Annotated in this window: 18 protein-coding genes; 9 read left to right on the top strand and 9 right to left on the bottom strand. The window is 73.7% G+C overall.

Features of this window, described 5'->3' with window-relative positions; translation table 11 throughout:
* Window positions 1-133 precede the first annotated feature (133 nt).
* Window positions 134-2,482: a putative bifunctional diguanylate cyclase/phosphodiesterase gene (locus ACFFKU_RS02020; protein ID WP_380135076.1), complete on the top strand. Its 2,349-nt coding sequence runs from the start codon at window positions 134-136 to the stop codon at window positions 2,480-2,482.
* A 5-nt stretch (window positions 2,483-2,487) separates the two neighbouring features.
* Here the strand turns inward: ACFFKU_RS02020 and ACFFKU_RS02015 are convergent, their stop codons facing one another.
* On the bottom strand, window positions 2,488-3,282 hold the full coding sequence (locus tag ACFFKU_RS02015; protein ID WP_380135074.1) for a sulfite exporter TauE/SafE family protein: 795 nt from the start codon (window positions 3,280-3,282) through the stop codon (window positions 2,488-2,490).
* A 56-nt stretch (window positions 3,283-3,338) separates the two neighbouring features.
* On the opposite strand from ACFFKU_RS02015, the gene ACFFKU_RS02010 reads away from it, so the two are divergent.
* The 3 genes from ACFFKU_RS02010 (at window position 3,339) to ACFFKU_RS02000 (ending at window position 6,186) form a co-directional block, all read left to right on the top strand.
* Window positions 3,339-4,088, top strand: coding sequence for a YoaK family protein (locus ACFFKU_RS02010; protein ID WP_380135071.1), 750 nt, complete (start codon window positions 3,339-3,341; stop codon window positions 4,086-4,088).
* Between the two features lie 83 nt (window positions 4,089-4,171).
* The gene (gene pgm, locus ACFFKU_RS02005; RefSeq protein WP_380135068.1) at window positions 4,172-5,827 is read left to right on the top strand and encodes a phosphoglucomutase (alpha-D-glucose-1,6-bisphosphate-dependent); all 1,656 of its coding nucleotides are present in this window, start codon (window positions 4,172-4,174) and stop codon (window positions 5,825-5,827) included.
* Window positions 5,824-6,186, top strand: coding sequence for an Hsp15 family ribosome-associated heat shock protein (locus tag ACFFKU_RS02000; protein ID WP_380135066.1), 363 nt, complete (start codon window positions 5,824-5,826; stop codon window positions 6,184-6,186). Before pgm ends, ACFFKU_RS02000 begins: the two co-directional genes overlap by 4 nt.
* A 24-nt stretch (window positions 6,187-6,210) precedes the next feature.
* Here the strand turns inward: ACFFKU_RS02000 and ACFFKU_RS01995 are convergent, their stop codons facing one another.
* The 3 genes from ACFFKU_RS01995 to ACFFKU_RS01985 are packed head-to-tail and all read right to left on the bottom strand — an operon-like array spanning window position 6,211 to window position 10,321.
* Window positions 6,211-7,944 carry an acetyl/propionyl/methylcrotonyl-CoA carboxylase subunit alpha gene (locus tag ACFFKU_RS01995; protein ID WP_380135063.1) on the bottom strand — a complete coding sequence of 578 codons (1,734 nt, stop codon included), beginning with the start codon at window positions 7,942-7,944 and terminating at the stop codon, window positions 6,211-6,213.
* Window positions 7,941-9,557 (bottom strand): 5-oxoprolinase subunit B/C family protein, encoded by a 1,617-nt coding sequence (locus ACFFKU_RS01990; protein ID WP_380135060.1) that lies wholly within the window; start codon window positions 9,555-9,557, stop codon window positions 7,941-7,943. The genes ACFFKU_RS01995 and ACFFKU_RS01990 overlap by 4 nt, the downstream gene beginning before the upstream one ends.
* Window positions 9,554-10,321: a LamB/YcsF family protein gene (locus tag ACFFKU_RS01985; RefSeq protein WP_380135058.1), complete on the bottom strand. Its 768-nt coding sequence runs from the start codon at window positions 10,319-10,321 to the stop codon at window positions 9,554-9,556. The genes ACFFKU_RS01990 and ACFFKU_RS01985 overlap by 4 nt, the downstream gene beginning before the upstream one ends.
* A gap of 97 nt (window positions 10,322-10,418) precedes the next feature.
* Between ACFFKU_RS01985 and ACFFKU_RS01980 the strand changes: the two genes are divergently transcribed.
* Both ACFFKU_RS01980 and ACFFKU_RS01975 read left to right on the top strand, forming a co-directional pair.
* Window positions 10,419-11,045: a TetR family transcriptional regulator gene (locus tag ACFFKU_RS01980; protein WP_380135055.1), complete on the top strand. Its 627-nt coding sequence runs from the start codon at window positions 10,419-10,421 to the stop codon at window positions 11,043-11,045.
* Window positions 11,042-12,760, top strand: coding sequence for an MDR family MFS transporter (locus tag ACFFKU_RS01975; protein ID WP_380135054.1), 1,719 nt, complete (start codon window positions 11,042-11,044; stop codon window positions 12,758-12,760). The genes ACFFKU_RS01980 and ACFFKU_RS01975 overlap by 4 nt, the downstream gene beginning before the upstream one ends.
* 19 nt (window positions 12,761-12,779) lie before the next feature.
* Here ACFFKU_RS01975 and ACFFKU_RS01970 read toward each other — a convergent pair whose 3' ends face one another.
* Both ACFFKU_RS01970 and ACFFKU_RS01965 read right to left on the bottom strand, forming a co-directional pair.
* Complete coding sequence (locus ACFFKU_RS01970; RefSeq protein ID WP_380135052.1) at window positions 12,780-13,745, bottom strand: ABC transporter substrate-binding protein; 966 nt, start codon at window positions 13,743-13,745, stop codon at window positions 12,780-12,782.
* Between the two features lie 71 nt (window positions 13,746-13,816).
* Window positions 13,817-14,287: a CAP domain-containing protein gene (locus ACFFKU_RS01965; protein ID WP_380135050.1), complete on the bottom strand. Its 471-nt coding sequence runs from the start codon at window positions 14,285-14,287 to the stop codon at window positions 13,817-13,819.
* A gap of 357 nt (window positions 14,288-14,644) precedes the next feature.
* Here ACFFKU_RS01965 and ACFFKU_RS01960 point away from each other — a divergent pair, with 357 nt between their 5' ends.
* Window positions 14,645-16,063 (top strand): nucleobase:cation symporter-2 family protein, encoded by a 1,419-nt coding sequence (locus ACFFKU_RS01960; protein ID WP_380135049.1) that lies wholly within the window; start codon window positions 14,645-14,647, stop codon window positions 16,061-16,063.
* A gap of 9 nt (window positions 16,064-16,072) precedes the next feature.
* Window positions 16,073-17,773, top strand: a complete 1,701-nt coding sequence (locus tag ACFFKU_RS01955; RefSeq protein WP_380135046.1) for a carboxylesterase family protein — start codon at window positions 16,073-16,075, stop codon at window positions 17,771-17,773.
* Here the strand turns inward: ACFFKU_RS01955 and ACFFKU_RS01950 are convergent.
* Entirely contained in the window at window positions 17,749-18,267 is a 519-nt protein-coding gene (locus ACFFKU_RS01950) for an NADPH-dependent FMN reductase (RefSeq protein WP_380135044.1), read from the bottom strand. The genes ACFFKU_RS01955 and ACFFKU_RS01950 overlap by 25 nt on opposite strands.
* 83 nt (window positions 18,268-18,350) lie before the next feature.
* Here ACFFKU_RS01950 and arfB point away from each other — a divergent pair, with 83 nt between their 5' ends.
* Entirely contained in the window at window positions 18,351-18,776 is a 426-nt protein-coding gene (gene arfB / locus ACFFKU_RS01945; RefSeq protein WP_380135041.1) for an alternative ribosome rescue aminoacyl-tRNA hydrolase ArfB, read from the top strand.
* Between the two features lie 21 nt (window positions 18,777-18,797).
* Here the strand turns inward: arfB and ACFFKU_RS01940 are convergent, their stop codons facing one another.
* Window positions 18,798-20,588, bottom strand: coding sequence for a glycoside hydrolase family 15 protein (locus tag ACFFKU_RS01940; RefSeq protein WP_380135038.1), 1,791 nt, complete (start codon window positions 20,586-20,588; stop codon window positions 18,798-18,800).
* A 140-nt stretch (window positions 20,589-20,728) separates the two neighbouring features.
* The gene (locus ACFFKU_RS01935; RefSeq protein WP_380135035.1) at window positions 20,729-20,989 is read right to left on the bottom strand and encodes a hypothetical protein; all 261 of its coding nucleotides are present in this window, start codon (window positions 20,987-20,989) and stop codon (window positions 20,729-20,731) included.
* Window positions 20,990-21,213 lie beyond the last annotated feature (224 nt).

The following is a 21,213-nucleotide window of genomic DNA, read 5'->3' as shown; positions in this document are numbered from 1 at the left end:
GTGCCCGATCATCGAGAGCAAGGTCCCCCTGTGCCGGTTCGCGCCCCACGGAGGACCGGTCGACGCGCTGATTCACCCGACTGCCGCACCGGAGCCCGGTCAAGCGTTCCGGTCACCCGGCCGACACAATCTCGTGCCCAGTGACCGCCGACGACACGCCCAGGCCCTGACCTGGGTGCTGCTGGGCGGCATCCTCGTCGTGCTGACCACGATGGCCCTCGTCCCGGCGCCCGTGCGCGCCGGGTTGGCACTCGCCGTCCCGCCGCTGGGCCTGGCGGCCACGCTCGTCGGGATCCGTCTCCACCGCCACCGCGGGATCGGGTGGTGGCTCGTCGCGATCATGACGACCTCCTGGGGTGGCGCGGCGGTCGCGACCCAGCTCGGCTACGCCTCGACGTCGATCGTTGACGCGTGCGTCTGGACCGGGCAGGTCGCCGGCGGTGCCTTCATCGCGCTCGTCTTCACCCGTCGCACCGACGGCAAGGAACCTAAGCGCCCGGGCCAGGTCTACGACCTCGGTGTGATGCTGCTCGTGTTCGGCCTCGGCGTCCTGCAGCTCCTCGGCCACACCGGGGGCGGAGAACTCCGGGCCGCCGCGGGGATCGACGTCCTCGTGATGGCGTTCCTGGTCCGCTACCTCGCCAGCCGCCGCAGCATCCCGGTCGCGGCCTGGCTGCTGCTGAGCGGGGCGTTCCTGGGTCTCGTCTTCGACATCCTCGGCACGGTCCAGGGCGTGCGCATGCCTCCGCCCGGGGACGAGCTGCAGGTCCTCTGGGCCGCCGGGGTCCTGCTGCAGGGGGTCGCCGCGCTGCACCCGAGCATGAACCGGGTCGTCGGGCCCGACGCCGTCGCCCCGCGGCGGCGTTCCTCGGCCGCGCTGCTCGGCCTGCTGCCCCTCGTGGTCATCCCCCTCGGGTTGTGGACCACGGCGGCCGCCATGGGCGCCGATCCGTTGCCCTCGTGGACCTACCTGGTCATCAGCTGCCTCGTCGCCGGTCTCTGCCTGCTGCGCGCCACCGTCGTGCTGCGCTACGGCGAGCACCTCGCCGAGCACGACCCCTTGACCGACGAACTCAACCAGCTGGGGTTGGACCACCGGTACCGGATGCTGCCGATGGCCGGTTCCCCGGAGCTGTACCTGCTCGACCTCGACTGCTTCCAGGAGGTCAACGACACCCACGGGCACGACGCGGGTGACGAACTGCTGCAGCAGGTCGCGCAGCGGCTGCGGTCCGTGCTCTCCCCGGGTGACCAGCTGGCCCGGCTGGGCGGGGACGAGTTCGCGGTCCTGCGTCCCCGACCCCTGCCGGCCGGGCGGGGTCCGGCGTTGGAGGACCTGCTGCTCGGCGCGTTCACCGACCCGTTCGTGGTCCAGGGTTCTCCTGTCCGGGTCGCGACCAGCGTGGGGATCGCCGGGACGCAACCGGGCACGCTCCTGCGCGCGCCCTTCACCGAACTGTTCACCCAGGCCGACATCGCGCTGTACGCGGCGAAGGACGCCGGCGGCCAGCGGGCCACCCGGTTCGAGTCCTCGTTGCAGACGGAGATCCTGCGCCGCTACACGTTGCAGGCCGAGGTCCGCGACCTGCTGCTGCGGCACGAACCCTCGGCGGGTCACCTCGAGGTGCACTACCAGCCGCTCCTCGACATGGCCTCGGGGGAGTTCACCGGGGCCGAGGCGCTCGTGCGCTGGCAGCACCCGACCCGCGGTCTGCTCTACCCCGACGCGTTCCTCGACGCGGTCACCGACAACGCCCTGGACGCGGCCCTCGACCGGTCCGTCCTGCAGGTCGTCGTCGCCGACATGGCGGCCTGGCGCAGCCAGGGTGCCCCGGAGCGCAGCGTCAGCGTGAACCTCTCGCGCTCGTCGCTGGAGAACCCCGACCTGGCCACCGAGATCCTCACGACGTTGGCCGACGCCGGGATCCCCCCGCACCTGGTGCACGTGGAGATCACCGAGCACGAGCAGCTGGAGACGAACGGGCCCGCCGCCGCGTCCCTCGCGGAACTGGCCGCCGCCGGGATCACGGTCGACCTCGACGACTACGGCATCGGCTACAGCTCGCTGGACTACCTGCGTCGCTTCCCCGTCCACGTCCTGAAACTGGACCGCTCCGTCGTCCAGACGGTGGGATCGGACGACGAGGCCCTGGTCTCGGCCGTGCTCGCGATGGCGGGCGCGCTGGACCTCAAGGTGCTCGCCGAGGGGATCGAGACCGAGGACCAGCACCGTCGCCTCGTCGAACTCGGCGTGGACCTGGGGCAGGGATACCTGTTCTCCCGGCCGTTGTCCGTGCGGAACTACCAGCAGCAGTTCCTGGGGATCTCCGAGATCGGCGTCGACCTCGCCCCCGGTGCCCCTGGTGCCCCCGGCACCCCGGCCGTCCCGGTGGCGGCTCCCCCGGTCGCGGAGGGGGTCGTGGCCGGCGTGGTCCCGGAGATCGACCCCGAGGCGCCGCCGGCGATCGCCCTGGGGGCCTGATCGGGTCAGCGGGTGAGGATCACCACGATGGCCACGCAGCTCAGCACCACGATGATCCCGCGCAGGACCGAGGGCGGCAGCCGTCGTCCGAACCGTGCCCCGAGCGTCCCGCCGACCAGGGAACCCGACGCGATGAGCGCCACCGCGGTCCAGTCCAGCCGGGACGGTCCCGACCCGACGTGCTCCACCCAGACGTAGGTCGCACCGGCCACCAGGTTGACCCCCAGCACCAGGAGGTTCTTCAACGCGTTGAGCCGCTGCAGGTTCTCGGCCAGCAACGCCCCGAAGATGCCGATGAGGACGATCCCCTGGGCGGCGGTGAAGTACCCGCCGTAGACCCCGGTGCCGTAGACGGCGAGGAACATGCCCGCCCCGGCCAGGCCCCGCGGGTCGCCGGTGACGCCCCGGGCCTCGCGACGGGCCAACGACCGCGCCTGCAGCCGCTTCTGGAACACCACCAGCAGCAGCGCGAGCACCAGGAGAACCGGGACGATGCTCTCGAAGGCCCGTTCGGACAGGTGCAGCAACAACCAGGACCCCGTCACCGCCCCGAGCAGCGAGGCGGGCAGGAACCGGAGCAACCGTCGGCGCTGCCCGGCCAGCTCGCGGCGGTAGCCCCAGGCGGCGGACACGTTGCCGGGGATCAGGCCGATGGCGTTCGACATCGTCGCGCTCACCGGGGGCACCCCCACGGCGAGCAGCACGGGGAACGTCACCAACGTCCCGGAGCCGACGACGGCGTTGATGCCGCCCGCCCAGACGGCGGCGACGAACACGGCGAGCATCTCGTACCACTGCACCCGGGCGAGGCTACGGTTCTCCGAGACCCCGGCCGTCCACCCCGTTGGAGACCCCCATGCCCCGACGCCCCCGCGAGCCCCGTCCGGCGTCGAGCGTCGACCGCTGGCACCTCGCCCTGATGCTCGTGCTGACCTTCTCGACGGGGATCGTGGACGCGGTCGGCTACCTCGGACTGGACCGGGTCTTCACCGCCAACATGACGGGCAACGTCGTCATCCTCGGGATGGCGCTCGTCGGCGCCGACGACCTGCCGATCCTCGGACCGGTCGTGGCCCTCGTCGGGTTCCTGCTCGGCGCGTTCACCGCCGGCCGCACCCTGCGCCGGGCCGCGGTCGGCTGGACGACCGGCAAGACCGTCCTGCTCCTGCTGGTGGGCGTCGTCATGGCCGGTCTCGCCCTGTTCACGGGGACGCTCGGCGACTCGGTGCCGGTCACCCCCGGCAGCCACCCGCCGCCCGCGGCGCTGGCCGTGACGGGGGTCCTGGGGCTGATCATGGGCGTCCAGGCCGCCGCCGCCCGGCGCCTCTCGGTCAAGGACGTCACCACGGTCGTCGTCACCTCGACGCTGACGGGGCTGGCCGCCGACTCCCGGCTCGCGGGCGGTGACGGCAAGCACTGGCCGCGCCGGGCCGGGGCGGTCCTGCTGATCGGGGCCGGGGCGGCCGTCGGAGCCCTCCTCCTGCGGTGGCACATCGGGTCCGGGCTCGGGCTGGCGGCGATCATCACCGTCGTGGTCGCCGTCCTCGGCCACGTCACCGTGCGGGTCCGCCCCGAGGCCCGGGAGTCCGTCGAGCAGGGGGTGTAGCGGTCACCGGGGTAGGGGTGTTGGATCGGCCCTGAGCACGACACCACCGCGCCCGACGGAGCGCCGACGAGGATGGGACCACCATGTCGAACAGCCGCGCAGGTCAGGTAGCCGCCCCGGAGGACCTGATCGACGTCGCCCACCTGGTGACGGCCTACTACGCGATCACCCCGGACCCGGCCGAGATCGGGCAGCGCGTCGCGTTCGGCACCTCCGGGCACCGCGGGTCCGCGCTCGACGCGGCGTTCAACGAGCAGCACATCCTGGCCACCACCCAGGCGATCGTCGACTACCGGCGCGAGCAGGGGTACGACGGGCCGTTGTTCCTGGGCCGTGACACCCACGCCCTCTCCGAACCGGCCTGGACCTCCGCGCTGGAGGTGCTGGGGGCCAACGACGTGACCGTCCTCGTCGACTCCCGCGACGGGTACACCCCGACCCCGGCCGTCTCCCACGCGATCCTCGCCGCGAACCGGTCCGGCTCCGGCATCCGGACCACGGGGTCCGGGCTCGCCGACGGGATCGTGGTCACGCCCTCGCACAACCCGCCGCGCGACGGAGGCTTCAAGTACAACCCGCCGAACGGCGGCCCCGCCGACACCGACGCGACCGGCTGGATCGCCAAGCGCGCCAACGAGTACCTCGAGAAGGGGCTCGACGGGGTGCAGCGCGTCCCGTTCGCGCGGGCGCGGGCCGCGGCGCAGTCCTACGACTTCCTCGGCACCTACATCGACGACCTGCCCTCGGTGCTGGACCTCGACGCGATCCGTTCGGCGGGCGTCCGGATCGGGGCCGACCCGCTCGGCGGCGCGAGCGTCGACTACTGGGGCGAGATCGCCACCCGGCACGGCCTGGACCTCACCGTGGTCAACCCGCTGGTCGACCCGACCTGGCGGTTCATGACGCTGGACTGGGACGGCAAGATCCGGATGGACTGCTCCTCCCCCTCGGCCATGGCGTCCCTCATCTCGGCCAAGGACCGGTTCCAGATCGCCACCGGCAACGACGCCGACGCCGACCGGCACGGCATCGTCACCCCCGACGCCGGGCTGATGAACCCCAACCACTACCTGGCCGTCGCCATCCAGTACCTGTTCGGCAACCGTGACGGCTGGCCCACGAGTGCGGCCATCGGCAAGACCCTGGTCTCCTCCTCCATGATCGACCGGGTCGCGGAGTCCCTCGGCCGCCGACTGCTCGAGGTCCCCGTCGGGTTCAAGTGGTTCGTCCCGGGTCTGCTCGACGCCTCGGTCGGGTTCGGCGGCGAGGAGTCCGCCGGGGCTTCGTTCCTCCGCCGCGACGGGTCGGTGTGGTCGACCGACAAGGACGGGATCCTGCTGGCCCTGCTGGCCTCGGAGATCCAGGGTTCGACCGGCCGCTCCCCCTCGCAGCACTACGCCGACCTCACCGCGAAGTTCGGCGAACCGTACTACGCGCGCACCGACGCCGCGGCGACCCGCGAGCAGAAGGCGGTCCTGTCGAAGCTCTCCGCCAGCCAGGTCACCGCCGACACCCTGGCCGGGGAGAAGATCACCGCGACCCTGACCGAGGCCCCGGGCAACGGCGCGGGCATCGGCGGGCTCAAGGTCGTCACCGAGAACGCCTGGTTCGCCGCGCGTCCCTCGGGCACCGAGGACGTCTACAAGATCTACGCGGAGTCGTTCAAGGGCGCCGACCACCTGCGCGAGGTCCAGGCCTCGGCGGCGGAACTCGTTGACGGGGTGCTCGCGAACTCGTGACCCGGATCGACCAGTGGACGTGGGCGGTGCGGCTCTACAAGAGCCGCTCGCTCGCGACCACGGCGTGCAAGGCCGGCCACGTGCGCCTCAACGGGGAGCGGGCGAAACCGTCGCAGGCGGTCAAGGTGGGAGACGAGGTGCGCGTCCGGGCCGGGGGGTACGAGCGCGTCTTCGAGGTCGTCACCCTGCTGGAGAAGCGCGTGGGCGCACCGATCGCCCAGGCCGCCTACGTCGACAACTCCCCGCCGCCACCCCCGCGCGACGAGTTCTTCGGGGCCTTCGGCACCCGGGAGCGCGGGGCCGGACGGCCGACCAAGCGGGACCGACGGGAGATGGACCGGTTGCGCGGGGAGCGCTGAGGCCGTCCGCCCCGAATCCGCTCGTCAGGGCTCGTCGACCCTGGCCACGAGCTGGCCCGCCCGGAGCGTCGCGCCCTCGGCCGACACGTGCCGCAGCACCCCGGCCCGGTGCGCCGGGACCCGGGTCTCCATCTTCATCGCCTCCACCACCGCGACGGCCTGCCTCGCGCCGACCTCGGCGCCGTCGGGGACGAGCCACCTCGTCAGGGTGCCCGGGGTGCGGGCCCGGAGCTCGCCCGCGTCGGCGGGCACCGAGCCGGTCTCCTCGGACCCGGCCTCGGACCCGGATGCGGTCCCGAGCGCGGACAGCAGCGCGGCGGGCAGGCCGAGGACCGCGCGGCGGCCGTCGATCTCGATCGGGAACCGCTGCAGCGCAGGGTCTACGACCAGGTCGGGTCGTCGCTGCGGTTCCATCCGGGGCATGAGCTCGTTCTCGATCCAGCGGGTGTGGACCGCGAAACCCTCCGTCGAGAACGCCGGGTCGTCGACGACCGCACGGGCGAACGGGAGCACCGTCGGGACGCCGTCGACGCGGAACTCCGCGAGGGCGCGGCGCGCCCGGCGCAGCGCCGCGTCGCGGTCGTCGGCGTGGACGACGAGCTTGCCGAGCAGGGAGTCGAAGGCGGCGGGGACGACGTCGCCGGCGGAGACGCCGGCGTCCCACCGGACGCCCGGCCCACCGGGGACGTCGAGCACCGTGACCCGGCCGGGGCCGGGCAGGAAACCCCGGCCCGGGTCCTCGGCGTTGACCCGGAACTCGACGGCGTGGCCGCGGGGTTCCGGGGTCGTCGTGAACGACAGCCCCCGTCCCTCCGCGATGCGGAACTGCTCCTGCACGAGGTCGACCCCCGTGGTGAGCTCGGTGACGGGATGCTCGACCTGCAGGCGGGTGTTCACCTCGCAGAACGACAGGGTCCCGTCGGACCCCAGCAGGAACTCGACCGTCCCGGCGCTGCGGTAGCGGACCGCCTCGGTGACGGCCCGGGCGGCCGCGTGCAGGGTGCGCCGGAGTTCCGGGTCCACGGCGGGGGCGGGCGCCTCCTCGACCAGTTTCTGGTTGCGACGTTGCAGCGAGCAGTCGCGGTCGCCCACCACGACGACCCTCCCCTCGCCGTCGCCGAGGACCTGGACCTCGAGGTGCCGGGGGTTCTCCAGGAACCGTTCGACGAAGCACTCCCCGCGCCCGAACGCGGCCCGCGCCTCCGAGGTGGCGGCGGCGAACGCCTCGGCCACCTCCTCCCGGGTGCGGGCCACCCGCATCCCCCGACCCCCGCCCCCGTGCGCGGCCTTCACCACGACCGGCAGACCGTGCGCGTCGGCGAACGCCTCGGCCTCGGCGGCGTCGCGCAGCGGGCGGGAACTCCCCGGTGCCAGCGGAGCACCGACCGACCGGGCGAGGGACCGCGCGGCGACCTTGTCCCCCAACGTCTCGATGGTCTCCGGTCGCGGACCGATCCAGACCAGACCCGCCGCCTCCACCGCCCGGGCGAACTCCGCGTTCTCGGACAGGAACCCGTACCCGGGGTGGACGAGATCCGCTCCCGCGGCCCGGGCCGCACCCAGCAGGGCCGTGACGTCCAGGTAGGTCTCGGCGGCCGTCACCCCGGGCAGCGCGACGGCCGAGTCGGCCAGCCGGACCGCCAGGGAGTCGGCGTCCTGGTCGGCGTAGACCGCGACCGAGCGCCATCCGCGTTCGGCCGCGGCGCGGACGACCCGGACGGCGATCTCACCGCGGTTGGCGACCAGGACGGTTCTCACGAGGTTCCTCCGCTCGGTGGGTCGGGGTCGCGACGGCGGAACCGCACGCGCGCCCCGGGGGGCAGCTGGGCCAGACGGTCGAGATGCTCGTCGACGACGACCGCGACGACGGGGTACCCCCCGGTCACCGGATGGTCCCGGCCGAACAGGACCGGCCACCCGTCCGGGGGCACCTGCACCGCTCCCGGCACCATCCCCTCGCTCGGGAGTTCGTCGTCGCGCGACCGTTCCAGCGCGACGTCCCCGGCCAGGCGCAGGCCGACCCGGTCGGAACGGGGGGTGACCTGCCAGGTCTGCGCGAGGAGGATCTCCCGGGCCGCGGGCGTGAACCGGTCGGTCCGGGGGCCGAGAACGACGTCGAGGTCGGTCACCGCCCCCGGCGCGGGAGCGTTCCCGGTCGGCTCGGGTTCGACCGGGAAGGGGGCCGAGGCCGGATCCAGCACGGTCACGCGATCCCCTGCGGTCAGCGGGGCCGGGCCAAGCCCGGACAACGTGTCGCGCGACCGTGAGCCGAGCACCGGCGCCACGGCGAACCCGCCCCGGAGGGCGAGAACCGTGCGCCACCCGGTGACCGGGTCCCCGAGGGTGAGTTCGTCGCCGTCCTCGACCGCCGTGGGACGTTCCCGCGGGACCGGGCGCCGGGTCCCGTCGCGGGCCGTGAGTCGTGCCGGGGCGTCGGCCCCGGCCAGCCCGAGCACGCCGGCGCCGACGAAGCGCAGCACCGCACCCCCGCCGACAAGTTCGAGCACCGCCGCGGTCCCCCGGTTCCCCACGGCCCGGTTCGCCCGGATCGCGGCCGCCCGGTCGGCGACCCCGGCCGCGGGGACCCCCAGGGCCAGGTGGCCGGGGCGGCCGAGGTCCTGCACCAGCACCTGCAACCCGGGATCCACCACCTCGACCGCGAAACCCGTCGGCGGGGGTTGCGGGCAGGGCGTCGCGGACCCGACCAGGGAGAGGAGTTCCCGCTCGGCCGGGACGAAACGCACCGTCGAACCCGGGCCGAGCAGGGCCGGCGGGTCGCGGTCGACGTCCCACAGGGGGGCGTCGGTCCGCCCGATCACCTGCCACCCGCCCGGTCCCTCGCGCGGGTAGACGCTGGAGAACGGCCCGGCGAGGGCGACCGAGCCGGCGGGGACCCGGGCCCGGGGGGCGCGGCGGCGGGGGACGTCGAACCGGGGGTCGTCCCCCACCAGGTAGGCGAAACCCGGGGCGAAGCCGGTGAAGGCGACCCGCCAGGTCGCCGCGCGGTGCCGCCCGACCACCTCCGCCGGGGAGCACCCGAGGTGCTCGGCGACCTCGTCGAGATCCGCGCCGTCGTAGCGGACCTCGATCGTGACGGAGCCGTCCCGGCCCGGCTCGACGGGGACCGGCTCGACGGGGACCGGCTCGACGGGGACCGGTTCGAGCGCGCCCAGTCGTCGCCGCAGCTCCCCCGGGTCGACCCGCCGCGGGTCGTGCCGCACGAGGACGGTCCGGGCCGCCGGCACGATCTCGAGGACGCCGGGCAGGTCGGCTGCGCGCAGCGCCGCGGCGAACCCCAGCGTGGTCCCCAGGTCGGGCAGTTCGACCAGGAGGGCCGCGTCCCCGACCGGCAGCACCCGGACGGACGTCACGGTCCCTCGACGAAGGACGCCACCCGGACGCCGGCGGCCTCCAGACCGGCCCGGACGGCCGTCGCCATCGCGACCGCCCCCGGGCTGTCCCCGTGCACGCACCACGACTCCGCCCGGACGCCCAGATCGCTGCCGTCGACCGCCCGGACCCGCCCCGTCTCGACGTGACGCAGCACCCGGGCGAGCACCGCGTCCACGTCGTGCAGCACCGCACCGGGTTCCGAGCGCGGGACGAGCCGACCCTGCGGGGTGTACGCACGGTCGACGAACGCCTCGGCGGCGGTGGCGATCCCGGCCCGCTCGGCGACGTCGAGCGCCACCCCGGCGGCGAGACCGAGCAGCACGAGGGTCGGGTCGACCGCCCGCACCGCCGCGACGACGACGCCGGCGGTCGCGGTGTCGACGGACATCAACGTGTAGAGGGCACCGTGGGGTTTCACGTAGCGGACCCGGCCGCCGGCCGCGCGGGTCAGGGCCTCGACCGCGCCCAGCTGGTACTCCACGTGCGCCTGGAGGGTCGCGGGGGGCAGGTCGACGACCTCGCGGCCGAAGTTCTCCGGGTCGCGGTAACCGGGGTGCGCTCCGACAGCGACCCCGCCCGCGACCGCGGCCCGCACCGTCGAACGGATGCCCTCGGGCGTCCCGGCGTGGAACCCGCAGGACACGTTGGCGCTGCTGACGACCCGGAGCAGGGCCGCGTCGTCCGCGACCTGGAGCTCGGGGCTGTTCTCACCCAGGTCGGCGTTGAGGTCCAGCGTCGGCACGGCGGGACTCCTTCCGGTCGGCCCCACTCTCGCACCCCGGCCGCCGGACGGGTGAGCGGGTCGCACAAAAGTTGCAGACTGTGCAAAGATGCATGACGTGCATGATGACGCAACCGGCGGCGGTCTCCGCGAGGCCAAGAAGCGCGCCACCCGCCGGGACCTCTCCCGGGCCACCCGACGCCTCGCGCTGGCCGAGGGGTGGGAGGCCGTCACCGTCGAGCAGGTGTGCGCCGAGGTCGGCGTGTCGGTGCGGACGTTCCACAACTACTTCCCGAGCAAGGAGGACGCGGCCCTCGGTGAGGACCCGCCCCTCGGCACGCCCGGGAGCCTGGAGACGTTCCGGGCCGGGGGGCCCACCGGGGACCTCCTGGTCGACGCGCTCACCCTCGTGGATCCCGAGGTCGACGAGGAGACCCAGTCGGACGTCGCCACGACGATCGCGCTGGCCGAACGGGAACCGCGGCTGCTCGCCCTGTGGCTGGGCCGGGCCCAGAACCGCGAGGACGAGCTCCGCGCCCTGCTTGCGGAACGCCTCGGCACCGATTCCGCCGACCCCCGCTGCGGCACGGCCGCGGCGCTGACCCTCACGGCCGTGCGCCTGGGATGGAAACGCTGGTTCGAGGACCCGGGGACCGACCTCGCCACCCACCTGCACGCCGTCCAGGCCGAGCTGCGTTCGCTGCTCGGCCCCGCCCCCTCCCGATCCGCAGGAGTTCCCCGATGAGCACCACCGCTCCGAGCGCCGGGGCGCAGCCGTTCGTGCTGACCCGCCGGCGCATCAACCTCATCTTCACCGCGCTGGTCGCGGGGATGCTGGTCAGCAGTCTCGACCAGACCATCGTCTCGACCGCGATGCCGACCATCGTCGGTGACCTCGGCGGGGTCTCGCACATGGCCTGGGTGACCACGGCCTACCTGCTGGCCAGCACCCTGGTCATGCCCGTCTACGGCAAGTTCGGCGACCTGTTCGGGCGCAAGAACCTGTTCCTCCTGGCGATCGCCCTGTTCACCCTGTCCAGCGTGGTGGCGGCCCTGTCGCCGACGTTCGAGGTGTTCGTCGCCTCCCGGTTCGTGCAGGGTCTCGGCGGGGGCGGGTTGATGATCCTGGCCCAGGCGATCATCGCCGACGTCGTCCCGGCCCGGGAACGCGGCAAGTACATGGGTCCGATGGGGGCGGTGTTCGGGCTCTCGGCGGTCGCCGGTCCGCTGGTCGGGGGGTACTTCACCGATCACGAGGCCCTCGGGTGGCAGTGGTGCTTCTGGATCAACGTCCCGGTCGGGATCCTCGCCCTGCTGCTCGGGACGTTCGCCCTGAAACTCCCGGCCAAGCGCAACCACGCCCGCCTCGACGTGGCCGGGGTCGTGCTGCTGTCGGCGACGACCACCTCGCTCATCTTCTTCGCCGACGAGGGCGGGTCGGCCGGCTGGACCTCGGGCGTGGCCCTCGCCTGGCTCGCCGCCCTCCTCGTCTCGGCCGTGGGTTTCGTGCTCGTGGAACGGCGGGCGGCCGAGCCGATCATGCCGTTGTCGCTGTTCCGCACCCGGATGTTCGTGCTGCCCACCGCCCTGGGCCTGGTGCTCGGGCTCGGGATGTTCTCGGCGATCGGTTTCATGCCCACGTTCCTGCAGATGGCCTCGGGCACCTCGGCCGCCGACTCCGGTCTGCTGATGCTGCCGATCATGGCCGGACTCATGCTGACCGCCATCGGCTCGGGGCTGGCCATCACCCGCACCGGTCGCTACCGGGCCTTCCCCGTCGCGGGGGTGGCGCTGGTCGGCGCGGTCATGGCCTGGATGACGACGCTGTCCGGGGACACCCCGCTGGTCACCATCGAGATCATGCTGTTCCTGCTCGGAGCCGGGCTCGGGCTGGTGATGCAGGTCGTCGTACTGGTCGCGCAGAACGCGGTCCCCGCCACCCAGCTGGGGGCGGCGACCGCGACCAACAACTACTTCCGCGAGGTGGGTGCGACCCTCGGGGTCGCGGTGTTCGGCACCGTGTTCACGTCGCGGTTGACCACCGGCCTCACGGAGGCGTTGGGCGGCAACGCCGATCAGGCCGCGGCGGCCGGGATCACCGGCCCGGACACCCTCGTCCCCCAGGCGGTGCACGCGGCCGGGGAACCCCTGCGCGGCTCGATCGTCGGGGCCTACGCCGACGCCCTGGCCCCCGTGTTCGGGTACCTGCTGCCGTTCTTCGTGATCGGCCTGGTGCTGGCGCTGCTGTTCCGCACCGTCCCGTTGTCCGACGTCGCCGGCATGGTGGCCCGGGGCGAGGCCGTCTACGAGGGCGGGATCGGCGGCGAGGGGGCCACCCCGCTCGGGGCGGGTGCGACGGCGGCCGTCGTCCCCGCCCAGGCGGGTGGACCCCAGGCGGGTGGACCCCAAGAGGAAGAACTGGGTTCGAGCTCCGCGCCGGGGCCGCGCCACCGCCGGTGAACCCCGACCGCCCGGCGCCTCAGCGCCGGGCGGCGATGTCCTCGAGGTCGTCGAGGACGCCGTCGGCACCGGACGGCCCGAGGCCCAGGAACCAGGTGTCGTCGCTCACCTCGTACGCCGAACCCGCGCGCACGGCCCCGAGCGAACCCCACAACGGTCCGGCGGTCACGTTCGCGACCTCGGTCCTCCCGGCGTCACCGAACCCGGGGGACCAGAAGATGACGTCGGCCTCGGCCTGGGCCAACGTCTCGGTGGTCAGCTCCACCCGGTTCTCGGCGGTGTCGATCGCCGCGGGCCAGACGAACCCGACGTCCTTCAGGACGCTGCCGATGAAGGAACCCCGACCGTAGGCGCGGACCTCGCCACCCCCCATGAACCGGAGCACGCTGATCTCGGTCGAGGCGGGGTCGCTCCACTGCTCGGCGACCTCGTCCACCCGGGCGCGGTAGTCGGCCAGGATCTCCTCCGCCTCGGCCGACCGGTTCAGCGCCTCGGCGTCGAGGGTGAAGTTGTCCTTCCAGACCGCGCCCAGGTCCCCGGCCATGACGGTCGGGGCGATGGCGCTGAGCTGCTCGTACCTGTCCCCGTCGCGGACGGTGTTGGACAGGATGAGGTCGGGCCGCAGCGCGGCGATGGCCTCGAGGTTCGGTTCGGAGATGGCGCCCACGTTCGCGACGGTCGACGCGTCGAAACCGTGGACCTCGGCGAGCTCCTCGAGCAGGCCCTCGGTCTCGATCGCCCCGACCGGGACGACGCCGAGCGAGGTCACCGCGTCCAGCTCGCCGCTGTCGAGGACGACGACCCGCTGCGGGGTCCCGCTGATCCGGGTGGTCCCGGCCGCGTGCTCGACGACGCGCTCCTCGGTGACGCCGGCCGCGGTCTCCACCGGGGCCGCGCCGACGGACCGGGCGACGGACTCACAGCCGGTCAGCAGCAGGGCACCGGCCAAAACGAACGGGACGGGACGCAGGGTCGTGCGCAGCACGGAAGCTCCTCCAGGTAGGGGAGCCTCACCTTACTCATACGCTCGACCCCGCCGGGACCGGGTTCGATCTCTCAGACGGTGTCCTTGAACACCTCGACGATCCAGAGCCGCCCGTCGGCCGAACGGACCGCGCCGACGCCGACCGTGTCGACGGCGGGGTTGAGGATGTTCTGCCGGTGCCCACGGGAGTCCAGGAAGGCCCGCATGATCTGGTCGGCGTCGCCGCCGTAGCCGACGTTCTCGGCGTAGAGACGGTAGCCCTCCACCCTCCAGCGCAGAGCTTGGTTGTGCTGCAGCACACCGCGTCGGGCGATCTCCCAGGCCCAGTCCCCGGCGACCCGGTCGGTGTCCGGCGCCCAGCCGAGCGGGGCCAGACCGGCGTCGGCCCGCACCTGGTCGAGCAGGACCCGGGTGCGGAAGTGGGCGGGCCAGTCGCCGTCCTGGACGCCCAGCGGCACGGCGGTCGGTCCGGTCCCGAACGGCACCTCGGCCTGAGCCGGGGTCGCGACGACCGCGGACCCACCGAGCGTGGCGGCCGCCACGGCGAGCGCCGCGAGACCGCGGCGGACAGGACGGGACGGACGGGCGTGCCGGGGGGACCGGGGGGACCGGTGCGACAAGAGAGCCTCCGAGATCGGGCGGGATCCCCTCGGACGGGGACCCGCTGCACTGCTGGCCGACCGATCATGTCGGACGCCGACGCCGTCTGGCTACGGTTTCGCCACAAAATGGTCAAATCCTGTGACAATGCGTCACCATCGCCGGGGGTCGCGTAACGCACTCTTCACGTGGCGAGGTCGCCGACCGTCGGGAGCGGAAACACACGGGTGCCACCGTCGGGACGGCGACGACCCTCGACCGGCCGCGCGCTCCCACCGCCCCGACCCCCGGAGGCCCCCGTGAGCAACCCCCCCGTCCACCCCGTCGACGAGATCCCACCCCTGGCCCGACTGGCCCCGCTCGGCCTGCAGCACGTCCTGGCCATGTACGCCGGTGCGGTCGCCGTCCCCCTCATCGTGGGCGGCGCCATGATCAGCGCCGGGGAGATGTCCCCCGACGACCTGGCCCACCTCATCGTCGCCGACCTGTTCGTGGCCGGGCTGGCCACCATCCTGCAGTCCGTGGGTTTCTGGCGGTTCGGGGTCCGGCTGCCCCTCATGCAGGGCTGCACGTTCGCAGCCGTCGGACCGATGATCACCATCGGGACCCAGCACGGCATCACCGCCATCTACGGCTCGGTGATCGCCTGCGGGCTCTTCATCATGCTGCTGGCCCCGGTGTTCTCGACGCTGCTGCGCTTCTTCCCGCCCCTGGTCACCGGCACCGTGATCCTGCTCATCGGGCTCTCCCTGCTCGACGTCGCGGCCGGCTGGGCGGGCGGCGGGGCGGCCTCGGAGAACTTCGGTGCGCCGGAGAACCTGCTCCTCGCGGCGTTCACCCTCGTCTCGATCCTGCTGATCGGCCGGTTCGCACCCCCGGCCGTGGCCCGGGTCGCGATCCTGCTCGGGATCGCCCTGGGCACCCTCGTCGCCGCCGCGCTCGGGCGGGTCGACGTCTCGGGGGTGCGGGAGCAGGCCTGGTTCGGGGTCTCGACCCCGTTCGCGTTCGGGTTGCCGACGTTCCAGGTGGGTTCCGTCATCGCCATGTGCATCGTCGGTCTCGTCATCATGACCGAGACCACCGGCGACATCCTGGCGATCGGGGAGATCACCGGCAAGCACATCACCCCGCGCCAGGTCGCCGACGGGATGCGGGCCGACGGCCTGTCGACGGTGCTCGGCGGGGTGTTCAACACGTTCCCCTACACCGCGTTCGCGCAGAACGTCGGGCTCGTCTCGATGTCGGGCGTGCGCTCCCGCTACGTCGCGACCTTCGCCGGCGGCGTGCTCGTCGTCCTGGGCCTGATCCCGAAGCTCGGGGCTGTCGTCGGGGCCGTCCCGACCGCGGTGCTCGGCGGGGCGGGGGTCGCACTGTTCGGCATGGTCGCCGCCAGCGGGCTGAAGACGTTGGCCGGGTGCCGCCTGGACGGGCGGGCGTTGACGATGATCGCGACCTCGATCGGCATCGGGATGCTGCCCACGGTGAGCCCGGAGATCTACGCGCAGACCCCGACCTGGTTCCAGACGATCTTCGACTCCGGCATCTCGTCGGGGGCGATCGTGGCCATCGTGCTGCACCGGTTGCTCTGCACCAGCGAGCACGGCCCGGAGGAGCAGACCCGGGAGGCGATCGTCACGGCCGGCGTCGCCAGCGGGGACGCGAGCGTGCTCGACGTCGACGCCGCCGCGGGCGGGGAGGCGCGCAACCGCGTGGGATAGCGTCGCCCCGTGACTGGTCGCGGCCGGGGACCCCGCCGTCTCGCCGCCCTCGGCGTCGTGGCGCTCGTCCTGACGGGCGGGTGCACCGACGACCCGGAACCCGGTCCCGGCCCCGACGCGTCCGGCAGCCCCGCCCCTCCGTCGTCCGAGCCGGTCGTGACGGTCTCGACCGGGGAGCTCCGGGGCGCCGACGGCGGGGCCGGGGTGACGCGTTTCCGGGCCGTCCCCTACGCCGCCGCGCCGACCGGCGACCGACGGCTCGCCCCGCCGGCGGCCGCGACCGCCTGGACGGGGGTGCGCGACGCGGTCGACCCCGGCCGCGACTGCGCCGAAGCCGAGGACTGCCTGACGCTGGACGTCACCGTGCCGGACGGTGCCGTCCCGGACGGTTCCGGCGCGGGCGAACAGCGTCCGGTCCTGGTCTGGTTCCCGGGCACGACGTTCGCGGCGGCCCCCACCCCGGGCCTGGATCCGGCCGCGCTGGTGGCGGAGAACGACGTGGTCGTGGTCGTCCCGCGCTCCCGGGTGGGAGCCGCGGGGTTCCTCGACCTCCCCGGGGTCGACGGTGCCGGCACCCTCGGTCTGCTGGACCAGCAGGCGGCCCTGCGCTGGGTCCGCGCCGAGATCGAGAACTTCGGGGGTGACCCGGGTTCGGTCACCGTGGGCGGACAGGCGGCCGGGGCGGACGCGGTGTGCGCCCTGCTCGGCGATCCCGACGCGACCGGACTCTTCCAGCAGGCGTTCCTCACCGACGCCGACTGCGGGGGTGTGAGCCTGGCCGACACCCTGACCGCGGGCACGGGTGCGACGGCGAGCGGGACCTGGCGGGACCGGACCTGGGCGCGCGAGCAGGACGCCGCCTGGGTGACGGACGCGGGTTGCCCCGACCCCGCCGGACAACCGGCCGCCGCGCTGACCTGCGTGCGGTCGCTGCCGGCGGAGGACCTGCTCACCGCCGACGCCGGGTCCGGGCCGGTGCTCGACCCCGCCCTGGCCGGGCGCACGACCCGCGTCCCCCTGCTCGTGCAGACCTCGAGCGATGCGGGGGCGGTGGCGCTGCGCGACCGCACCACGCAGACGGACCCGACCGGTGCGCCGACGGAACCCACCGGCACGCCGACGGGGGCGGCGACGGGGACGGGGACGGCGACGGGGACGGCGACGGGGACGGCGACGGTGGAACCCGAGCAGGAGCCGGCCGAGGTCCTGCTGCCGGAACGGTCCCGGGAACTGGCCCGGCTCTACGACCTGACCGCCGATGGTCCGGGATCCGCCGCCGCGCAGCAGGAGTGGGCGCCGGTGGTCGCCGACCGGGTCTTCGCCTGCCCCGCCCTCCGTCTCGCCGAGGAGACGCTGGCCGCCGGGGCGGAGGTCCGCTTCGCCGAGTTCGTCGTCGACGAACCGGGGGACCCGGACCTCACCGCGACGCTGTTCGGGGTCGACGGATCCGACGCCGCGGACGCCACCCTCGCGCGTCAGGTGCGTCAGTCGGTGGGGAGTTTCGTGACGGGTGGACGCCCGGCCGGTTGGCCGGAACTCGGACCGGTCGGGGACGAGGAACCCGGAGCCACCGCGGCCATGCTGCGCTTCGACCCGCCCTCACCCGAGATCGCGCTCGTCGCCGGCTACCGCGCCGAGCACCGGTGCGAGTTCTGGGACGCCGTGGACGTCTCCGACGACGAGGGTCAGTCCGCGAGCCGCGACGGCTGAACCGCCGCCCGCAGGATCGCGCCCCACCGCTCGACGTAGGCGGTCAGGACCGCCGAGTCGGCCCCCTCGGCGTCCCGCAGGAACAACCCCGGGGCGGGGCAGGTCGCCCCGATCTCGACGAGGACGGGTTTCAGCAGGAGTTCGGGGGCGAGGGCGTGGGCCGGACCACCCCCCAGCATGAGCGGGACGGCGACCACGTCGCGCAACCCGTCCCCCGTGCCGAACTGGTCCAGGAAGAGTTTCAGCAGCCCCGTGTAGGTGGCCTTGTAGGTCGGGCTCGCGACGACCACGAGATCGGCCGCGGCGACCTCGGCGACGGCCGCGGACACCCGCTCGTCACCCCACCCCAGCAACCCGGGCCCCAGGTCGACCACGTCGACGACGACGTCCGGGGCCCGTCCGGCGAGGAGCTCCGCGGCCCGGACGGCCGCCGCCAGGGTGCGGGAGGCGGGTTTCGGGTTTCCGACGACGACCGCGGCACGGGAGACGCTCATGGCGGCCGAACCTACCCTCCGGACCTGGGGGAGAATCGGCGGGCACCGTGCCGGACGGGAAGCGGACGGGTGGACGGGGAGACATGGACGAGGACCTGAGGGTGGGGCCGTCCCTCGTGGTCCCCGCCGCCGAACTGGGGTGGCGGTTCTCCCGCGCCTCCGGACCGGGGGGTCAGGGCGTCAACACGACCGACTCCCGGGTCGAGCTCTTCTTCGACGTCGTTCGCTCCCCCGCCTTGAGCGAGACGCAGCGGGCCCGGGCGGTGGAACGGCTGGGCGGCCGCCTGGTCGACGGGGTGCTGACCGTCTCCGCGCAGGAGCGCCGGGCCCAGCTCCGCAACCGGCAGGCCGCGCGCGACCGGTTGCGCGACCTGCTCGCCGACGCGGTCGCCCCGCCCGGCCCGGCCCGGCGCGCCACCCGCCCCACCCGCGGGTCGCAGCGCCGCCGGCTGGAGGGCAAGAAGCGTCGTGGCGACGTGAAACGTCTGCGCCGCAGCACCGACGACTGAACCCGGGGCCCCCCGCGGGGCTCAGTGGCCGTCCGGGTTGTCGCTGTGCACGCCGCCCGCGCCCTTGAGGTGGTGGGCGGTGACCACGAGGGGGAAGTGGCTGAAGGCCTGCGGGAAGTTGCCGAGCTGGCGCTTGCCGACCGGGTCGTACTCCTCGGCCAGCAGCCCCAGGTCGTTGCGCAGGCTGAGCAGGCGCTCGAACAGCTCGACCGCCTCGTCACGTCGGCCGATCCCGTGCAGCGCGTCCACCAACCAGAACGAGCAGGCCAGGAACACCCCCTCGGAACCGGGCAGGCCGTCCTCGGCCTCCTCGACCTTGTAGCGCAGGACGAGACCGTCGTGGGTGAGCTCGCGCTGGATCGCCTCGACGGTGGCGACCACCCGGGGGTCGTCGAAGGGCAGGAAGCCCACGCGCGGGATCAGCAGCAGCGAGGCGTCCAGGGCGTCGGTCCCGTAGGACTGGGTGAACGTCCCGGTCCGGGGCGACACCCCGTTGGCGAGGATGTCGGCCCGGATCTCGTCCCGCACCCGCCGCCAGCGGCTCACGGGGCCGGGCAGCCCGAACTCCTCGTGGCTGCGGACCATCCGGTCGGCGGCCACCCAGGCCATGACCTTGGAGTGGGTGAAGTGCCGCCGCGGTCCGCGCATCTCCCACAACCCGTTGTCCGGCTCCTGCCAGCGGGCCTCGAGGTGGTGCATGAGGGCCTTCTGCAGGTTCCAGGCGTCGTCCTCGGCGCCGAGCCCGGCCTGCCGGGCCAGGAACAGGCTGTCGAGGACCTCACCCCACACGTCGAGCTGCAGCTGGTCGGCCGCGGCGTTGCCGATCCGGACGGGCGAGGACCCCTCGTACCCCTTGAGCCAGGGCAGTTCCAGCTCGGGCAGGCGACGGGTGCCGTCGAGCGCGTACATGATCTGCAGGTCACCCGGGTCGCCCGCGACGGTGCGCAGCAGCCACTGCCGCCAGTCCTCGGCCTCCTCCATGTGCCCGGAGAGGACGAGGGCCTGCAGCGTGTACGTCGCGTCGCGCAGCCAGCAGTAGCGGTAGTCCCAGTTCCGCGAGCCGCCGATCTCCTCGGGCAGCGACGTGGTCGGCGCGGCCAGGATCCCTCCGGTCGGCTTGTAGGTCAGCGCCTTGAGCACCACCAGGGAGCGGGTGACCGCGTCCTCCCAGTGCCCCTCGACGGTCTCCCGCTCGTTCCACCGCGACCAGAACTCCAGGGTGTCCTCGAGCGCGTGGTCCGGGTCGGGCCGGTGGGGCATGTTCTCGTGGCTACGACCCCACGTCAGGACGAACGGGACCCGCTCGCCCTCCTTGATCGTGAAGTCCGAGACGGAGGACAACCCGCGACCCTCGACCTCCACGGTCGTCCAGAACCAGACCGAGTCCGGGCCGGCGACGGCCTCGAGCTCGTCGTCGCGCCGGCGGACCCAGGGGACGATCGAGCCGTAGTCGAAGCGCAGGGTCAGCTCCGAGCTCATGGCGACCTCGCCCTCGAGGCCCTCGACGATCCGGATGACGTCGGGATGGTTGCCGCGCGGGGGCATGAAGTCGGTGACCCGGACGGTGCCGTCCGGGGTGTCCCACTCGGTCTCCAGGACCAGGGAGCCGCCCCGGTAGCGGCGGCGGGTGCAGGGGGCGCCGCCCTTCGGCCCGACGCGCCAGCGACCGGCGTCGGGGGTGTCGAGCAGCGCCGCGAAGCAGGCCGGGGAGTCGAAGCGGGGGAAGCACAGCCAGTCGATCGACCCGGTGCGTTCGACCAGGGCGGCGGTGTGCAGGTCGCCCAGCAGGGCGTAGTCCTCGATCCGGGCCATGGGCCCATCCTGCCTGGTGGCAGGCCGGCTGGGGTGGGTGGCGCCCGGCGTGCCGCCGAAGATCCATCCGGCCCGGTGATCTCCCGTCCGGCCGGGTCAGCGGGAGGTCAGCGGGAGGTCAGCGGGCCGTCAGCGCAAGGTCAGCGGAGGTGACCGGTGGTGCTGGAGCGCAGGTGCCCGTCGACCGAGGTCCGCAGGTGCCCGCCGACGGAGACCGTCGTGACGGCGGTGGTCGAGGTGGTGGCGGTCTTGGCCGGGGTCTTGGTGATGGTGACCTTCACGCTGACCGGGGTGGTCACCGGGCCGACGACCGCGGCCGAGGCCGCCGGGGCCAGGGCCGCACCGAGGGTGAGCAGCGCACCGGAGACGACGAGGGCGGCGAGGGGGCGGGGCTTGGACACGGTGACTCCTTGTGCAAGAACGGAAAGACCGGCAGCAGACAGGACCCGTCACCGGTGACCGGGTGACACCTCAGCCTTCGGCGGTGCGGCGCCGGGCCTTGAGCGTTCACGCACAGTGACCTTCCGGCGGACGGGTGATTCCCGGACCGCCGGCGGGGGACGGAATCTGTGGCAGCCCCCGGGCAGCCGTGCCAGGCTGGCCGCGACGCTCCTCCACGAGCGCC

The sequence above is a fragment of the Kineococcus gynurae genome, assembly GCF_042433995.1.
Taxonomy (GTDB): domain Bacteria; phylum Actinomycetota; class Actinomycetes; order Actinomycetales; family Kineococcaceae; genus Kineococcus; species Kineococcus gynurae.
Note: the sequence above shows the minus strand (reverse complement) of the source record. Positions and strands in the feature narration are given on the sequence as shown.